This window comes from Adlercreutzia wanghongyangiae, assembly GCF_035989245.1.
In the GTDB taxonomy this organism is placed as follows: domain Bacteria; phylum Actinomycetota; class Coriobacteriia; order Coriobacteriales; family Eggerthellaceae; genus Adlercreutzia; species Adlercreutzia wanghongyangiae.
The window spans coordinates 20,462-37,059 of the sequence record NZ_JAYMFF010000029.1 but is presented as its reverse complement, the minus strand read 5'-3'; the positions used below and the strand labels follow the sequence as shown (position 1 = coordinate 37,059).

At 60.8% G+C, this 16,598-nt stretch carries 15 protein-coding genes; 4 read left to right on the top strand and 11 right to left on the bottom strand.

The features are described 5' to 3' along the window. Nucleotides 1–350 precede the first annotated feature (350 nt). From VIN30_RS11230 to VIN30_RS11220, 3 genes are all read left to right on the top strand, one after another. Nucleotides 351–818 carry a helix-turn-helix domain-containing protein gene (locus VIN30_RS11230; protein WP_338211594.1) on the top strand — a complete coding sequence of 156 codons (468 nt, stop codon included), beginning with the start codon at nucleotides 351–353 and terminating at the stop codon, nucleotides 816–818. Nucleotides 819–890: 72 nt separating this feature from the next. Next, complete coding sequence (locus VIN30_RS11225) at nucleotides 891–2,018, top strand: hypothetical protein (protein WP_338211592.1); 1,128 nt, start codon at nucleotides 891–893, stop codon at nucleotides 2,016–2,018. Nucleotides 2,019–2,025: 7 nt separating this feature from the next. Continuing rightward, nucleotides 2,026–2,919, top strand: coding sequence for a TrmH family RNA methyltransferase (locus VIN30_RS11220; protein ID WP_338211590.1), 894 nt, complete (start codon nucleotides 2,026–2,028; stop codon nucleotides 2,917–2,919). 347 nt (nucleotides 2,920–3,266) lie between these two features. Here VIN30_RS11220 and VIN30_RS11215 read toward each other — a convergent pair whose 3' ends face one another. From VIN30_RS11215 to VIN30_RS11165, 11 genes are all read right to left on the bottom strand, one after another. After that, nucleotides 3,267–4,553, bottom strand: a complete 1,287-nt coding sequence (locus VIN30_RS11215) for a HipA domain-containing protein (RefSeq protein WP_338211589.1) — start codon at nucleotides 4,551–4,553, stop codon at nucleotides 3,267–3,269. Continuing rightward, complete coding sequence (locus VIN30_RS11210; protein WP_326425544.1) at nucleotides 4,553–4,846, bottom strand: helix-turn-helix domain-containing protein; 294 nt, start codon at nucleotides 4,844–4,846, stop codon at nucleotides 4,553–4,555. The genes VIN30_RS11215 and VIN30_RS11210 overlap by 1 nt, the downstream gene beginning before the upstream one ends. A 166-nt stretch (nucleotides 4,847–5,012) precedes the next feature. Beyond that, nucleotides 5,013–5,141 (bottom strand): hypothetical protein, encoded by a 129-nt coding sequence (locus VIN30_RS11205; protein WP_326425545.1) that lies wholly within the window; start codon nucleotides 5,139–5,141, stop codon nucleotides 5,013–5,015. A 204-nt stretch (nucleotides 5,142–5,345) separates the two neighbouring features. Then, nucleotides 5,346–6,827: a hypothetical protein gene (locus VIN30_RS11200; RefSeq protein WP_338211588.1), complete on the bottom strand. Its 1,482-nt coding sequence runs from the start codon at nucleotides 6,825–6,827 to the stop codon at nucleotides 5,346–5,348. 49 nt (nucleotides 6,828–6,876) lie between these two features. After that, nucleotides 6,877–8,496: an Hsp70 family protein gene (locus VIN30_RS11195; RefSeq protein ID WP_326425548.1), complete on the bottom strand. Its 1,620-nt coding sequence runs from the start codon at nucleotides 8,494–8,496 to the stop codon at nucleotides 6,877–6,879. Between the two features lie 18 nt (nucleotides 8,497–8,514). Continuing rightward, the gene (grpE, locus tag VIN30_RS11190) at nucleotides 8,515–9,243 is read right to left on the bottom strand and encodes a nucleotide exchange factor GrpE (protein WP_326425550.1); all 729 of its coding nucleotides are present in this window, start codon (nucleotides 9,241–9,243) and stop codon (nucleotides 8,515–8,517) included. Between the two features lie 25 nt (nucleotides 9,244–9,268). Further along, the gene (locus VIN30_RS11185; protein WP_326425552.1) at nucleotides 9,269–10,519 is read right to left on the bottom strand and encodes a coiled-coil domain-containing protein; all 1,251 of its coding nucleotides are present in this window, start codon (nucleotides 10,517–10,519) and stop codon (nucleotides 9,269–9,271) included. A 215-nt stretch (nucleotides 10,520–10,734) separates the two neighbouring features. Next, nucleotides 10,735–11,277 carry a Fic family protein gene (locus VIN30_RS11180; protein WP_420915330.1) on the bottom strand — a complete coding sequence of 181 codons (543 nt, stop codon included), beginning with the start codon at nucleotides 11,275–11,277 and terminating at the stop codon, nucleotides 10,735–10,737. Between the two features lie 272 nt (nucleotides 11,278–11,549). After that, on the bottom strand, nucleotides 11,550–12,176 hold the full coding sequence (locus tag VIN30_RS11175; RefSeq protein WP_338211585.1) for a TorD/DmsD family molecular chaperone: 627 nt from the start codon (nucleotides 12,174–12,176) through the stop codon (nucleotides 11,550–11,552). Then, a complete protein-coding gene (locus VIN30_RS11170) occupies nucleotides 12,176–12,751 on the bottom strand; it encodes a 4Fe-4S dicluster domain-containing protein (RefSeq protein ID WP_338211583.1) in 576 nt (191 codons plus the stop codon). The genes VIN30_RS11175 and VIN30_RS11170 overlap by 1 nt, the downstream gene beginning before the upstream one ends. A gap of 11 nt (nucleotides 12,752–12,762) precedes the next feature. Beyond that, nucleotides 12,763–15,507, bottom strand: coding sequence for a molybdopterin-dependent oxidoreductase (locus VIN30_RS11165; RefSeq protein WP_338211581.1), 2,745 nt, complete (start codon nucleotides 15,505–15,507; stop codon nucleotides 12,763–12,765). Nucleotides 15,508–15,703: 196 nt separating this feature from the next. On the opposite strand from VIN30_RS11165, the gene VIN30_RS11160 reads away from it, so the two are divergent. Then, a complete protein-coding gene (locus tag VIN30_RS11160) occupies nucleotides 15,704–16,597 on the top strand; it encodes a LysR family transcriptional regulator (protein ID WP_338211580.1) in 894 nt (297 codons plus the stop codon). Nucleotide 16,598 lies beyond the last annotated feature (1 nt).

Sequence of the window (16,598 nt, the reverse complement as noted above, 5' to 3'; positions counted from 1 at the left end):
CTTGCGGGGCCGTCCGGCTAACTGGGAAAACCCTGCCGTCGCTCAGGCGTTCGGCTGGCTCTGCAATTCAACCGAACGATGCTCTGGAATGTTCTCATAATATCTTTCATTGTCTATGAACAAATAATAAACGCTATTATTGCTCTTCGGTAATGAATAGGGCGGACTGAAGGGGCCGCCGGAAGCGATGCTATCATCGAAGCGCCCCCGGCAGAGGAAAGCCGCCATCGCGAAGGCTGGCGTCCCGGGCGTGACACCTGACGACTTTCCGCAGCGCAGACGTGCGCTCTCCCGTTCGGGACCGTAAACCCTCGAAGAGCAGCCCTCTTCCCCGAATAAAGGAGTCCATCATGCACAACCACCTCGGCCTGCACGGTCTTATGCCCGTGCGCCTCCGCCTGTTCCTGGAAGAACACCGCCGGAAAACCGACGCCCAAATGAAAGCGGGCCGCTGGCTCGGGTCCATCGGCCTCACGCCACGCGAGCGCATGATCGCCCAGCTTATCCTGGATCACCACAGCTACAAGGACATCGGCCGCCGCTGCAGGGTATCGCCGCGCACCGTGCAGTTCCACGCCACAAACATCTTCCGGAAGGCCCGCGTGGCGCATCGGCGCGACTTCGAGCGCACCGCCGCCCTGGGCGGTCCGGCACCGCTCGGGCGCAGTGCCGATCAGGCGGCCGGGAAAGGCGCTCTCCCGGTTGCCGCCGGTCGGCAGGGCGCCTCCAACTTGAAAGGCGAGGCGCCCCTCGGCGTGGGCAACCTGCCCGCCCTCCCCCGCGCCGCCGATGTGCGCTCCGCGCAGCGACAAAGGTAATGGTTGGGAAAACAACGCCGCGCCCGGCACCACCGCGAAAGCCGCCCATGCTACCGTAGCGTCGATGAGACTATGACGAGCGCGCCCAACATATCCCCCGTCACCGGAGCCGTTAGCGAAATGCACGGCCACGGCAGCGACCACCCGCGCGACACCTGGGTGCTGAACCTGGAGGCGACCGCCGCCCTGCTCATCGCCCTGGGAAGCCTGCTCACCTTCGCGGCGGCCGCGGGGCTCATCGCCAACGAAGGACTGGCCCGCTGGGCCCAGGAATGCCTGTTCCCCCTGCAGTTCCCCGTGTTCTACTTCTGCAGCGGGTACCTGTACCAGCGCTATCGCGCCGTGCGCACGCGCCGGGCCTGGGCGCTGAACCTGCGTCGCGAGGCCGTGGTGCTGCTGGTGCCCTTCGCCGTGTTCACGGTGCTGGGCCTGGCCGTAGGATCGCTGTGCGGCAGTGAGCGAGCCCTCGCGCTGCCCGAGCTGGCGAACGCGCTGTTCGTGCAGCCCATCGCGCCTCTGGGCTACTTCTACACCTGCCTGCTGCTGTACGCCATCACCCCCACGCCCATCAGCCGCCGCAACACCTACGGGCTGGTGCTGGCGGCGCTGGCGTGCAAGGTGGGCATCGTAGTGGCGCTGTCGCTGCCGGCTACGGCTGCGGCGGCCAATGCGCTTCCGTACGCCATCACCTCGGTGGCCGAGAACTGGATATGGTTCGCCGGCGGCATGGCCATCGCGCTGGTGCGAGCGCTGCCGCTGCTGCGCAGCCGCGAGAAGGCCTGGGCTCTGGGGGCGCTGTGGATCGCCACCAGCATCATCACCTTCACGGCCGGCTGGATCGGCGAGACATCTCACGCCATTTTGGACGCGGTGGGCATCCTGTGGGTAACGTCGCTGTTCTCCACCGTGTTCCGACCGGCCCGCCAAAACGCCTTCTACCGCTTCGCTACCCGCTACACCATGGCCTTCTGGCTGATAGCTCCGCTAGCCTTACGGCTACTGTTCTTCGTGCTGGTATGCCTGGGCGCCCCGGCTGCGGCACCGTGGGCGTGCCTCGTGCTGGGGGCAATCGTGTGCTTCGGCGCGCCGGTGGCAGTGATGGCCGGGCTGTCGCGCGTCGGCAAGCTGGGTTTCATCGTGTATCCTAGTCGGTACCTGGCACCCGCCCCGGCGGCCATCACGAAGAACCCGAAGCTGTAGGAGCCCCATGGAACTGCCCCCGAACGCCCCGTGCGATACCGAACGCGCGCGGGCCCATCTCGCGCCCTTCTCCACCATGACCGACGGCGAGCTGCGCGACGCCAAGCAACTGGTGGGCCTGGCCCGGGCCTGCGACCCGGATGCCGACCCCGATCGCCTGGCCGCGGGGCTGTTCGTGGCGGAATCGGTGAACGTCATCGACCGCGCGCTGACCGCCGGCTGCGTGCCCTTCGCCGTGCTCACCGACGCGCGGTGGGAGCGGGCCGCCGCCCCGCTGCTCCAGCGCATCCGCGCCGTCGCCCCCGACGCGCCCGTGGTGGTGGCGCCCGCCGACGAGGTGCGGGCTATTACGGGTTACCGGGAAACCCGCGGGCCCCTGGCCGCCTTCCACCGCCCGGCCGAGCCCAGCTTGGACACCCTGCTGGCCGAAGCCCATCGCGTGGCGGTACTGGAGGACGTGACCAACTACACCAACATCGGCGCTATCTTCCGCAGCGCCGCGGCCCTGAACGTAGACGCCGTTCTGCTGACGCCGCGCTGCCACGACCCCCTGTTCCGCCGCGCCTCCCGCGTGTCCATGGGCACCGTGTTCCAAGTGCCCTGGGCCCGCATCGGCACCGGAGACGACTGGACGCGCGACGGCCTGCCGCTGCTGCACGATGCCGGCTTCACCACGGTGGCGCTGGCCCTGTCCGACGACTCCGTCTCCATCGCCGACCCGCGCCTGAAAGCCGCCGACAAACTGGCGCTGGTGCTGGGCACCGAGGGCGACGGCCTCGGCAACGGCACCATCGCCGCCTGCGACCTCACCGCGCGCATCCCCATGGCCCACGGCGTGGACTCCCTGAATGTGGCCGCCGCCAGCGCCGTGGCCTTCTGGGAAACCCGCTGGGAAGGCTGAGGCGCCAACGCCGGCCGCAAGGCCCCGACGCAAATGGGATCCCTCTTCGAGGGGTTCCACCAGGGAGGGGCACGTAGTTTTACCGGCCGGTAAGCCAGCGGTAATCCGCTTCGACGAAGTCCGCCGGCGGCTCGGTACGAGCGCCTCACCTCCAACGTCGGCCGCTGGAACAGCACGCGCATGCAGCAGGCATCCACACATACGGGGTTCATACCGGCGTCGCGATAGGATGCGTTCAATATTCGTATAGCCCTTTAGGCAAATCTCCTGAAAGGGGCTGGGCTCCCCCGTCGGCAACTTAAGACCGGGCTTGGTGATATTCGTTACTTTGCCATCCCGGACATGGTCTAAAACCCCATCGCTTTCAATCGCTCCAGCGCGGGGACGGCATGTCGCTTTCCGGCTTCGGGATACAGTTCGGAGGCAATCGCAATGCCGCGTCGAATATCCCCCATCGCCTTACCAAGAACTTCGTTCACAACACGAGCAGGCAAGCCCCATGAGCGTGCCTCGGCTTCAACATTTTCTCGCTCGATTCGGTCGATGCGGATGCGCCCATCGATGCGCAAGCCCATGAACAGTACATTCGGGGTAACTTCAAGAGCCGGGACAACGTCATAGAGCGGCGCGAGGCGAATCGTATCGCCCTCGTGGAGCAGCGCGTAATTCTTGGCATGGGCATCGGTGTTCCCCAAGACCGTGTTTACGAAGAGATGACGCAGAAGTCGCTTCCGCTCTTCGAGTGAATCAACGGCGTAGCGGACTAGCAACTCCGCAATACCCTTATACGTCGGATCGCTTTTCGTCGGCGTCGCCGTTGCCGCGTACTTGCGTCCCGGTTCTATGCCGAGAGCTTGCGCGCAGTCTTCCTGGTGCAGCCGCACGAGCCCTTCCTCGGTTTCCATACGATCGAAGCGCTCCACGAGCAACGTAGGCGGCGCGTCGGGCAAATCAAGAAGAGCCGAGCCGGCCGTCTCGGTCGCATGACGCGCAACCTCCATGCCCCACGCCTCCGCTTCCACCAATCCCGCAAGCCGCCCCTGCGGTTGAGGCTTCAGGATATGCGTCGACGGGGCCCCGTCCAGCGGAAGCGCCACGGAGCTTAGGGCGCTGTGACCCGGTTCGGCCGCTACCCAATCTTCCGCTCCTGCAATCACACACAGCTTTTCTTGAAAGCCGCCAAGCGACACGCGAAGAGACGATGCGTCGTCAAAGGGATGCGACGGCAGCGCCGCCAAACGCGCCGCCAGCTCTTCGGGGGTCAGTCTCTTCTCGCTCAATCGTTCTTGACTGGCTTGCACCAACGTCCAATCTTCCGGAGGCACAACTTCAACAGCACCCGCGCATTCCCAACCTATCTGAGCGAGCAATCCGAAATAATCGCCCTCGGCTACACCGTAGAAGCGCTGCAGCTCATCGAGCCTCGCGTCTTCAGGCAGCAATCCCGAAAACCAGGAGAACGTCTTCAAGGCATCGAAGGGCTCTTCCCGCACACAGAGTGCCGTTGAGAGCATGGGGGAAAGGGGGAACGCCGAAACCACGCTTTCCGAAAACGCAAAGCGGGCGCCGTTCTTCGCGCGAGTCAGGTCGCCGATCTTTTCGCCCCTGAGGCGAACTTCAAGAGCTTCAGCCATCACGCCTCGCCTCCCTCTTCACGTGAGCTCGGAAACACCGCCGCAGGAACGGAATCCTCGTGCACTTCGGCCCGCGATCCTTTGGGGAGCACTACGAGTTTCAGCCCTAAATCGCTCACAGCGCGCATGAGCGTTTGGGAGCTAACGCTTTTGCCGTTCTCAAGGGCCGAGAGCGTGGCATGGGAGGTGCCGATGATTTCTGCGAATTCGTCTTGCGTGTACCCTTTTTCCTTGCGGGTCCGCTGGAGGAACGAACCCAGCTGATCAAGGCCGTACACATTGGTCCAGTTCATCGCGCACCTCCGAGGTAGTATCAATTTTTCTTGATATTACCTGATATTCAGAGAATGTCAAATCTATTTGATAATTTCGGAAATGTTACGATTATCAAGTTTTCTTGACGTCTATCCCTTGAGCAGGTCGCCGGACGGAGGCCCCTTGCCGCCAAGCCATCAAACCCTAGGAGAGCATCTCCCCCAAGTACACCACGATCATGAAGAGAAAGAACCCTACGACCACTGCGGCCGACACCACCGCCTGGCGCCCAAATTCCGCAACGCGACGCCGCCGGTCTCGAACATAAGTCAAATTGCACCCACAATGAGGGCAGCGGTACGAACTCCTCGAAACTTGACTCCCGCAGTCAGGACACGCTTCAAGACCCGAGTCTTTACCGTACAACTTGTCGTGGATAGCGCTTTTAGCCATTTCTTTCGCGAAGTCGCCCATCGAGTTTCCCATAGCTCTTCCAACCTCCTCTAACCCATTGAAGCGAACGAAGGTCCGTTAATATCAGATGAAGCCGAATACCGCACCCAAAACCCAGGCGATGACGTAATAGGGAATGCTCACGATTTCGACCATGAGCGGGTAGAGAAAGACGATGATAAGGGCCTTCCCCGCACATCCCGACGTACTGAATATTCCCCATTTCTTCAAGATGACAATGGGAATAGACAAAGGCCCCGTCAAAGCGATAAGGATGCCAAAAAGCACTTTTTTGGAAGTCGACATCTCCGAAGAGATCGGCAACGCGCCCTCATCAGAACGGTTTTGCGAGGAAGACGCCTCGGGCGCAGAGGGGTGTCCGGGCTGTCGCGGTGCAGTCTCGTAAGCTCCCGTGGCTTCGCGTGACGCCCGGGAGGGCTTCGGGGCAGGACGATAGGTATGCGGTTGCGGTGGCACGGGGGCCGTACGGCTTTCGGGGCGCGCCTCTTGCGGTGCGGACGCCGCCGAACCGCCGCGAGAGGACCCCTCCCTCGAGGGGCTCGAGGACGACACGTCAGCGCTCGGCTGATTGCCCAAGGCCTCCATGAAATCGCCCAAGGTCGCATCTGTGCTTAGACCGGCAGCAAGCAGGCAACCATAAAAGAGATAAGGCGCGTCATCGCCACTGCCTCCGAGAGCCTTGGCTAAATCACGCACTCGAGGAACTGCGACCCCTTTTTTCACGATTTTCGATGCCCCCGCGAGAGCCGTGAGGTTCTTGGCGGACTCGTTGACCGCACATCGTTTCTCATACCTTACGAAGTCTTGCAGCATACCCGGGTTGCCGTAAATCTGGAGAAGCGATTTGACAATATTTTTGCGCGCAACGTCCGGCCCCGACGCTGACACGCCAATCGACCCGTCGAGTTCGTTCAAGAATTGCACGGGGGTAAGGTTTCCGACCGCACGTCCCTCGGAAGCGGCTTTCAGGGTCTCCTTCGCCATAAACTCCCGCGCAGTAGCGCAATCGAGGTTGCGTAAGTCCTTGGACATGTTTCGAAAGAATAGTTCGTTCTCTTTCCCTATATTGCAACAGGCGCTATAGGCCTCCACCGACCTTTCCTCGAAGTCTTTCGAGCTCACATATCCCATCGCAGCCAGCAGCTTGATCGCCTCAGACGCGTCAAGCTTGTAAAGAGCGAACTCCTGAAGCTCGGCGCGGACGCTTTTGATGAACAGGGCCACAGCCTCGTCATCGAAATCTCTGCTCTCCTGCTGCGCTGCCACTTCTGCGGCAGCCCTGCCGGTCCTTTGCGTCAGGATCTCCACAGCCTCCTTCCTCCCCGCTGCGGAAAGCGCATGACGCCTAACGATCTCTTCATTGCCGTTGAGCGCCTCAAAAAGGCGTTCAAGGCGCGCATCCTCTTTGGACTTGCCTTTTGCTGCCTTCGTTTTAAGGTCGTTGACCGCCTTGCGCGCCTCGTCCTCCGTTACCGAATCTGCGAAAGGGCTTAAACCCAGCTGAAGGCGCCAGCATGTTACCCCCAAAACCGTCGCATCGCTCATTTTCGTATCGTCATCCTCTGTGTCCTCCTGCCATCTCATAAAATAGCAGCTACTCTACTTTGACCTTCATAGCCGTCGACTTAACCTTTTGCAGCTCGTCTGAAGACATCCCAGCGCTAGCCTCTACCTGAAACTCGCACACATTGCCCGTCGCAACTTCCGTCGCCACCACCGACAGCAGTCCTTGTTCATTTAGGTTGAACTGCACTTGAATAGGGTATCCCTCGGGTGCACAGGTGTTGCCCAAGGTGAACTCCTGTGTTCGGATGGGCTCACCCTCTAAAGGCACTGTGTCGTCGACGCCATCGTTCTCGAAGATGCGAACCTCCACAGCACTCTGACCCGAATACGCAGTTCCATACACCTGGGCTACAGTTACCTCGTGCGTGTCAACGGGAATAGGCTGGTTCTTCTTGATAAGATTGCTTATCACCGAGATGCCGTCCTGCATGACCTCGACACCGTAGCTCTTCGAGGTTGCGTAGCTTATCTTGTTTCTGACGCCCGGAAGAGAGAGATTCCTGACAAGATTGTCCTCGGAAATAGCGCACGGGGACTCTGCCTCGCCGCCATGTTGCTCTTCGGATTCCACCATCACCACCGCATCGTCGAGCGCGCAAAGCGCCGCGCCCTTCGCCACCGCCTCATCGGGATCATTGATTTCGACGAGAAGCTCAGGAAACGCCTCCGAAAGCGCCTCCTCAACTTGCACCATACGCGTCGATCCTCCAACAAGCAGAATGCGATCCACCTTTACTCCGCGCTGACTCGCGGCCTTTTCCATGCAGTCTTTGGTGAGGTCAATGGTTCGCTGAAGAAGCACCTGGGTAATAGCATTGAACGTATCCCGGGATACTTCCACCTTTACTTTTTCTCCTTCGATGTTCAAAGACACCTTGGTGGCAGTTTTGGACGAAAGCTGTCGCTTCGCCTCCTCAGCTTTAGCCTGAAACTCCTCTTCTGCCTCATCATCGAAAACGCCGATGCCCGTCTGGGCCTCGAACTCGTCCTTCAGGTACTGAACGAGAGCGGCATCCCAATCCTTGCCGCCAAGCGTTTTATCTCCGTCAGTCCATACAACTTCGATAGAGTTGCCGTCGGCCTGCTTTTTCACACTGATGACGTTCACATCGAAGGTTCCGCCGCCCAAGTCGTAAACAAGCGCGTTGGTGTCCCCGTCGCACTTCATGCAGCCGTAATAGACGGCAGCAGCAACAGGCTCCTGAATGATGCGCAAAACGTTAAGCCCCGCAATCTCGCCGGCATTGCGCGTCGCCGTTCGGGGAGGATCGCCGAAATATGCAGGTACCGTGATGACGACATCTTTGATATCCATTCCCGCAGTTCGCTCGGCGTCACCCACCACCTTGCGGAGAATATAGCTGGAGATCTCCTCGGGAGACTTGTCCTGCCCATCGATAGAGGCCGCGAAGTTCGTTTCTCCCATCAGCCGTTTCACAAAGGCCACGGCACGATCGGGAGAGAACACCAAATCATCTTTTGCGCTCTGCCCCACTACTACCGAGCCATCGTCCTGGAAACAAACCACCGAAGGAGTGGTGTTCGACCCCTCACTGTTCTTGGCTACCACCGGGTTTCCCGTTTCGTCGATGTATGCCAAGCACGAGTAGGTCGTCCCCAGATCGATACCACAGACCGAAGAACCCATTTCTCGTTTCCTTTCCCTTTACTCGGAAGCAACTCGCATCTCTTCCGCTTCGGTACCCTGCGCTTCGTTGTCGAACCGATAGACACGAACCTTTGCCGGCATGAGAATCTTTCCACCCATGGCGTAGCCTGAAGTCCGCACCTCCATGATGGTCCGATCCAATGCGGGGTCGCTCGTCGGCACTGGCGAGCCGACAATTCTGCAACGACCGCTTTCAAACAGATCTCCTGCAAGCGGCCGATCGACCTCCACCCCATACTCGGCCAGAACATCTCCGATGTCATCAACGTGCATCTCGAACACGCGAAGCGGCACACTCTCCCTCTCGGCCTCGTAATGACGGAAAGTCTTCTCGGCGTCCGCATGCAGCGATGCGAGGGCGCTTACCAGCGGAGCGGTGAGCTGCCGGAAGAGATCATCTCTACCTCGCTCGACCTCTTCGCTCATTTTTTTAGAGACATGCAGCTCATACTCGCTTCGCTCTATCTTTGCTCGGAACAGCTGCGCCAACTCGTCCAGCTTTGCAGCAACGTCGTCGAGAGTGATTGCCTCAATGCTTTCGGACGGCTCACCAGTCCATGCGCCATCGGACCCGGCAACAGGAAAGCCAGCCCGAGAATCTTGAACACAAGACTCGCTATCCACCGGCTCGATAAGGGAATCCGTCGCGCCGCGTGCGCCAGCAGAATCACTCTCCTGCGTTTCCCTCTCGCAGCAGGCAGAGTCAAGGCAGCCGATATCGCCCATAGTCGTTCTCCAATCGGCGCTTCGCTTACAACATGGTCGCAATAAGGACAATAATCGCGATTATGACCACGATGGCCGCAACCACACCGCCGATGACCATTTTGCCTTTCTTGGCCGAATTAGCGAGATCCGCCTCTTCGGCTTCGAGGCGTCCGATCAGAGCCTGCTGGTCCTCCAGCTTCTTCTTCATCTCGGCAATTTGACAAGCAAGGTCCTCGATGATCTCGGGGTGGGCATGGATGTCGTTGGCGTCGTCCAAAATCGACTGAGCTTTCTCGGCCACGCTCTCGTTTTGCGACTTTGCCTCAATCCACTCACTGAGCTCGTTGCGCAAGGGCTCGATAATAGCGAGAAGAGGGGCGCGCTCCGCCTGCTGCTGCTCGATGACGCGGTTGAGTTCACTCTGCTCGCCGTCGCGCTTGCTCTCTGCCAGACGCACGTTGCCTTCCTCGCGGTTAACATCACCTTGCGCCTGCATGACCGCGTTCATTTGGTTGCCCAACTGCGTGCGCGCCGAGCTCTCGTTCATGTTCTCGGTTTGAATCCTGCTGTTCAAATCATTCACAGCTGTCATATAAGTGGTCTCATCCAGACCGTTTTCGCTGTTCCGCATTCGCTGTGCCTGCTGATCGAGATCGAGCATCTGACTGCGCAGTGCCTTTATATTGCGCTGAGCCTGCTCGAGATTCTTCTCGAACGTCTTCTGCATTTCTTGAGCAGCCTTCAGCCTATCTATGGTTGAGCTCAGTTGCATATTGGCATTGTCGACCTCCATCTGAGCCTGACGAACTTTGCGCTCAAACGGTTCACGATCAGCCTCAAAGCGAGCGTTCATGGCGCGCAGCTCGGCTTCGTGCGGCTCCAACTTGTCGTTGAGCGTCTGGATGTACTCCACACACTCTGCGATATTCTTATTCGACTCATTTAGCACACCAGTCTGCTCAGCGACGATAGCGTCAAAATTGGTTTCGACGTCCGTGCGTCGGCCATGATCGGCAGTCAGCTCATCGTGATGCGATTGCATAGAGACCAGCTCGGCATTGGCCTGCTCGAGCTCCGCCCGCTTCTCTTTGTGGGCCTTGATGGAAGAAATGTTCGATTTAGCGCCGGCCATTCCTTGCTTGAACTTATCGGACGTTCCCTGTCCATCACCCGCATTGCCCTCGGGTGCCGTTTCCGAAGGAGTCGCCGCAGCTACATCCTGGACTTTCTCTCCCTGAGTAGATTCGCCCTCGACCTGCTTTTCTTCGGTCTCTATCTTGGCCTCTTTTGACATTGTAGTTACCTTTCCCGATCGATGGCATTGATAGCACTTTTATGGTACCCCCCCCTGCTCCGATTCGTCAATTCCAAATCGCGTGAATTAATGACAACTGGTCAGCTTAATCCGAGAAAGAACGTCTGCCGTCAGAGCAGCGCGCATCATATCGAAGCAGCCTGAGTACAAGAGACTGCCATATGCTTATATTTGCAACAAATTACTTACTTTAATCAATTGATCATAAGGCTCGGATTATCGAACAGGCGCGGGCAAATGAGCTCTTCCCGGTTTAGCTCGTGGGCGGCGCGACCCAAAGCATTCTCGTAGAACGCGATGAGGAAAGACTCGTCGGGGAAAATTCCCGCATCGGGGTTACGGTACATAGCGCGCACCAGAGCGTCGCGGAAATAGCGCGCATGGCTCTCAAACGGCTCGTTGGACACCGTGAACCCAAGATAGTTCAGGTAGAGCATCGAGAACACTGCGGCCGTGCGCGTGTTGCCCTCGTAGAACGGATGGATCTGCCAGAGAAAGGCGATCGCGTGGCAGAAGGAGGCCAACTCGTCACCCTCCAGCGTTCCGTAGAACGCGGCCTGCTCCGTGGCGAAAGCCCCCGCCAGGGCCATGTCGTAGGCCAGCGGATCGGCGTAGAGCACGCTGTCGCCGTTGAGGATGTCCTCCTGCTTCACCATGCGCTCGACCTTGAACGCACCGGGATGATAGACGGCGGCATCGAGGTCCTGGAACAGATAGCGGTGAATCTCCGCGAGCATAGCCGGCGCCAGAAAGAACGACGAACGGGCAAGCAGCTCGGCGATGCGCTGGCTCACCAGATCGGCCTCCAGGGCGGCCGGATCGGCGCCTGCGGCGTGATGGGCGCGCATCCCCATGGCCCACGGCGTGGATTCCCTGAACGTGGCCGCCGCCAGCGCCGTGGCCTTCTGGGGGGACCCGCTGGGAAGGCTGAGGCGCCAACGCCGGCCGTAAAGTCCAACGCAAATGGGACCCCTCGAAGAGGGGTCCCATCAGGGAGGGGCATGTAGTTTTACCGGCCGGCAAGCCAGCGGTAATCCGCTTCGATGAAATCCGCCGCCGCCCGGGCGGCATGGGCGTAGAAGCCCGCATCCGCTTCCTGGGCCAAGGCCGCCGCGTAATCGCCCAGCCAGCATCTCAAATGCTCGTCCAGAAACTTCTCGCTCTCCGCCAAAGCCGCCTCTTGGGCCTCTTCGTCCTTCTGCTCGGCCCCTTCGAAGGCCCGCCCGGCCAAAAGCGCCATGAATCCCAACTCGAGCGACAGGTGGTCGTCGGCGACGTGATGCCCTTCCACGGGCGCGAAACCGGCGGCCCGGTACGAGCGCCTCACCTCCAACGTCGGCCGCTGGAACAGCACGCGCTCGTTGCCGACGATGGCCGATTCCCATGGCAGCACGGGAATCTTGCCGGGTCCCACGAAGTGGCGCAGATATGCCCGCTGCAACGTCTCGGCATCTAGCTCTTCCAAGGCCGTCAGCATCGCATCCGCATCGACCCCCGCCACGGCGGCCGCCTCCCGCGTTACCGGCGCCCGCCACAGCGCTATCGCCTCTGCGGAGGGCTCGCCGCCGAACACGCTTTGGAACAGCGCGTACAGGTAGCGCCGTGCCGCCAACGCGTCCGGGCTCAGGGCGGACATTAGATGATCACGTCCCTGAAGTCGTCGGAAAGCACCGCCTCTTTGGTCTTGATCAGCAGCGAGGGGTTGGTCTCGGACACCGGCAGCGCGGGTATCTCGTTTACCAGGTCGTCGCCGTACTTGGCGCGCAGTTCGTCCAGATCGCCGAAGTCCAGCACGCGCATGCAGCAGGCATCCACACATACGGGGTTCATGCCGGCGTCGCGATAGGCCTTGCAGCTGTCGCACTTGCGGCTGATGTTCTGCTCCTCGTCGTACTGGGGAATCTCGTAGGGACAGCTGTTCACGCAGGTCTGGCAGCCAATGCATTCCGCATCGTTGTGCTGCACCGTGCCGTCGTCGGCCTGGCACATGGCGCCCGTCGGGCAGTTCGCCACACAGGCCGGGCTGGCGCAGTGGTTGCAGGTACGCGAATAGCTGTACATCTTCGCTGCGGGATAGGCCCCAGTCTGATAAGTGTTCACGCGGCGGAACAGCATGCCCACCGGCAAATCGTTACGATCCTTGCACGCAGCCTGGCAGGCACGGCACCCGCTGCAGGAACTTGCGTCGAAATAAAAACCGAGTTGGCTCATAGCTCCCCCTCTTACTCGATGCCCGGCATGATCACGGGACGCTCAGCGTCGGGCAAAATGTCCTGGTTCTCGTACTTCTCGATTTGGCAGAGCACGGTGTTGTAGCCCTGCTGGGCACCGGCGCTCACACTTGAGTCGTTCAAAAGGTTGGGGCCTCCGTTCACGGAGATGTCGCCCTCGCTCCACTCCGGCCACGAGCCGTGAGGCACGTCCACGCAACCAGGCATCATCGTATCCACCACCGAAGCCTGACGCACGAACTCGCCGGACTCGTTGAACACGCGCACCCAGTCGCCGTTCTCGATGCCGCGCTCGGCGGCGTCGGCCGCGTTCATGAACACCGGGCTCTTGAACGCCTCGCGCAGCCATACATTGGTATCGAACGCGCTATGGGCGCGACGCAGGTAGTGGCTGTTGAACACCTGCAGGGGGTAGGCACCCTTCTTCTTCGACGCCCAATCCTCGAAGGAATCCTCGTAACCGTGCAGCGGGCGCAGGTAGGTGGCATAGGGCGGAATGCTCTCGCCGGCAAAGCCCAAGCGGTCGAGCATGTCGGTCTTCGCCTGGCAGAACAGCTCGATCTTCCCGCTGGCGCTGGCACGGGGGTTGCCCTCCGGGTCGCGTCGGAAATCCTCGTAGGCGATCCAGCCCAGGTTGTCGCCCTTCTTGCGGGCCACATGGTAGATGCCGTTGGCCACGATCTCGTCCCACGAGATCTTGCCCTTCTGGGGCACCAGGCCCTTCACGCCGAGGCGGTCGATGTCCTCCTGGGTGATGGTCACCAGCGGGCCGAAGGTCTCGCCGTCCTCCTGCACCACCGTGGCGTTCGCGATGCGGTAGGCATGCATCTCCTCGGTCGTGTAGGGGAACAGGGCCGCCGTATCAAGCCCGAGCTTGCCCGCGAGCGTCTCCACGATCTCGCGGTCGCTCTTGGCCTCGAACTGCGGGGCCACGGCCCAGCGGCTGATGTAGAGGGTCTCGCGATTGTGCGTGTTGAAGCACGAGGCCTGATCCTCGTAGCCCGGGCCTTCCCAGGGCGTGGTGGCCGGCAGCACGATATCGGAGTACTGGGCGGTCGGCGTGAACACGTAGTCCAGGGTCAGCACGAAGTCAACCTTGCGGAAGGCCTTGATGCCCTCGTTGGTGTTCCCGCGCGTGGTAAGCGAGTTGCCATAGTCGGTCCAGATCATGCGGATGTCGATGTCGCGCTCCTCGGCCTTCTGGATGAGCGAGGTGCCGTCAGTGTAATCGACCACCGTACCGAACCAGGTGTAATGTCCCTCGTTCACGGCCTGCCACAGGTAGTTCGAGAGAATGGCATCGTCAACCAGGTTGGGAGTCAGGTCGATGGGCGCCGCCACCCCACTGCCCTCGGCGGGCTCGGGGTTGCCGATCTCCACCAAAGCCGGACCATCGTTGGTCGCCCAGAAGTGGTACACCGGGCCGCACGCATGACCTTCCTTGCCGTGATGGCCGCCCATGCAGGCAACCGTCTCCATGATCTGCGGCAAATTCTCGGCACCGTTGCAACGCGAGGGAGCATAGCCGAACAGCATCGTGCACTTGTTGTTCTTCTGCACCGTCTCGGCATACCACTTGATGTCCTCAACCGACGATCCGCAGATCTCGCTCGCCCACTCGGGCGTCTTCGGCACGTTGTCGTAGGCACCCAGAATGTAGTCCTTGATGTTCTCGTTCACCGAAGCGCCCTCGGGCATATGGTCGGCGTCGAACCCGATCGTGCAGCGGTCCAGGAAATCCCAGTCGATGATATCGCCGCGCTCCTCCTCCAGGCGCAGCATCTCGTAGGCCGCCGCCAGCAGGAACGCCGTATCGGTGCCGGGACGCAGCGGAATCCACTTCGCGTCCAGGGTGGTGGCGGTCAGGTTGCACTCAGGCCCGATATAGACGAACTGCGCGCCAGCTTCCTTGGCCCGCCACAGATGGAACATGGGAGCCCCGCCCGAGGCCCAAGCGGGATTGCCGCCCTGCATGATGATGTAGTCGGTCTTCAGCAGATCGAGACGGTCGTTCGTGGACCAGCCGCCCGGCTCGCCGTGGTTGAAATAGCCGCCCAGATTGCCCGTGTACATGAAATTCGTGCCGTAGGAATCGCAGAACTCGAACGGCACGAAGCCGCCCAGCGGACCAAGCAGCTTGCTGCCGGCGATGCCACGGCCGAAATTAGCGCGAATGACCGAGCGACCACCGTAGGTGTCGTAAATGCGACGCATTTCCTCGGCAATGTAGTCGAACGCCTCGTCCCAGCTGATGCGCTCCCATTCGTCACGACCACGCAAATCGCCGTTGACATTCTCGCCGCCACCCGGCATCCAGCCCTTGCGTTTCATGGGGTACTTCAGCCGATCGGCACCGAAAATGTGCTTACGCTGGGAGCGGCCACGCGGGCAGCCGCGGTTCTGGAACGTCTCCAGCGTGTCCTCGTACACGTCGTCGGTTTTCACGCGGGTCACGATGCCGTCCACCACGTGGGCCTTCAGCAGGCATTTGCCGCCGCAGGACATCCAGCAGGGAACCGGAACCCACTCCCCGTCCACGCTTTCGTCCAAATCGGCCGGCAACGCGGCCACGTCGGATGAGCCCTCGCCGGTTTCCGACAGCTGGCTGGCCGGCGCGCACCCAGCAGCCAGCAGCATGGCCGCCGCCGATGCCGACCCCACGAATGCTCGACGTGTTACCACGCTGTCGGCGACTTTCTTCACCATCGTCATAGAGCAACCTCTTCTCTTCGCCATGTAGGTTTCCCTCGGCGGCACGCCCGAGACGGCCGCGCCAGCCGGAAACCCCCTGCGATCAGTTTCCAGGGCGTCCGGGCACGCGGGAAGAGGCCAAAGAGTAATCGCGGCACTAACCGTCTGTTAGCACCAAACGATGTTTAAAAGGAGTAAACTCATCATTGTTGCCCGGAACAAGCTTGAAGGAGGGGCGAGCTTGATCACCAGCAAGTTGAAAGCATTCGTGAAAACAGCCGAATTGGGCAGTTTTCGCAAGGCCGGCGAAGCGCTGTGGCTCTCGTCCATCGCCGTAAAGAAGCAAGTTGACGGCCTTGAAGCCGACTTGGGCGTGCGACTGTTCGACCGAACGAACCGCGGAGTCACGCTCACCGAATCGGGCGTGGTGCTCTTGGAGGGGGCGCGCAGTCTGGAGGCCCTCTCCAATGCCATCGTCGCCGATGCCCGCCGCGCGGCGACGGACTCGGACAACGTCATTCGCATCGGCATGTCCTATCTGCGCCCCGGCCAGCCGATTGTCGATTTATGGACGAACGCGCCCGCCCATTCCGCACCCTGCACCTTCTCCTTCGTGCCTTTTGGCGACAGCCCCCAGGATCTTACCGACGCCCTTGGTCGCATCGGAACCGATATCGACTGCATCCTGGCCCACTGCGACTCAGATGCTTGGCACAAGTCGCATAATATCCTGGTCACCGCCTTGGAACCTCTCCGCATCGCCATCCCGACCACCCATCCCCTTGCGGCAAAAGAGACAATCACTTGGGACGACCTGGACGGCGAATCCCTCATCATCCCCATCACGGAAGACTTCCCCACCGTCACGCGGCTCTACCACGACATCACCGCCCACCATCCGCTCATCCGCATCAAAGAAGCCCCGAGCAACTATGACGTGGACGTGTTCAACCGCTGTCTGGCCGAAGGGTCGTGCCTGCTTGCCTACGATCTCTGGGAGGGCATTCACCCCTCCTTGGTGGTAAAGCCCGTCGAGTGGGACTACCTCGTACCCTACGGCATCGTATACGCAAAAGACCCCTCCCCCGCTGTCGCGCAGTTCATCGCCGACATCGCAGCCGGCCTCATCCTCTGAG

Bases quoted from the DNA above. Each gene is read 5' to 3' on its own strand.
- VIN30_RS11175 (WP_338211585.1), bottom strand. From the start codon at position 12,176: ATGTCCGCCCTGAGCCCGGACGCGTTGGCGGCACGGCGCTACCTGTAC.
- VIN30_RS11165 (WP_338211581.1), bottom strand. From the start codon at position 15,507: ATGGCGAAGAGAAGAGGTTGCTCTATGACGATGGTGAAGAAAGTCGCC.
- VIN30_RS11180 (WP_420915330.1), bottom strand. From the start codon at position 11,277: ATGCTCGCGGAGATTCACCGCTATCTGTTCCAGGACCTCGATGCCGCC.
- VIN30_RS11170 (WP_338211583.1), bottom strand. From the start codon at position 12,751: ATGAGCCAACTCGGTTTTTATTTCGACGCAAGTTCCTGCAGCGGGTGC.
- VIN30_RS11185 (WP_326425552.1), bottom strand. From the start codon at position 10,519: ATGTCAAAAGAGGCCAAGATAGAGACCGAAGAAAAGCAGGTCGAGGGC.
- VIN30_RS11230 (WP_338211594.1), top strand. From the start codon at position 351: ATGCACAACCACCTCGGCCTGCACGGTCTTATGCCCGTGCGCCTCCGC.
- VIN30_RS11210 (WP_326425544.1), bottom strand. From the start codon at position 4,846: ATGAACTGGACCAATGTGTACGGCCTTGATCAGCTGGGTTCGTTCCTC.
- grpE (WP_326425550.1), bottom strand. From the start codon at position 9,243: ATGGGCGATATCGGCTGCCTTGACTCTGCCTGCTGCGAGAGGGAAACG.
- VIN30_RS11195 (WP_326425548.1), bottom strand. From the start codon at position 8,496: ATGGGTTCTTCGGTCTGTGGTATCGATCTGGGGACGACCTACTCGTGC.
- VIN30_RS11225 (WP_338211592.1), top strand. From the start codon at position 891: ATGACGAGCGCGCCCAACATATCCCCCGTCACCGGAGCCGTTAGCGAA.
- VIN30_RS11220 (WP_338211590.1), top strand. From the start codon at position 2,026: ATGGAACTGCCCCCGAACGCCCCGTGCGATACCGAACGCGCGCGGGCC.
- VIN30_RS11200 (WP_338211588.1), bottom strand. From the start codon at position 6,827: ATGAGCGATGCGACGGTTTTGGGGGTAACATGCTGGCGCCTTCAGCTG.
- VIN30_RS11215 (WP_338211589.1), bottom strand. From the start codon at position 4,553: ATGGCTGAAGCTCTTGAAGTTCGCCTCAGGGGCGAAAAGATCGGCGAC.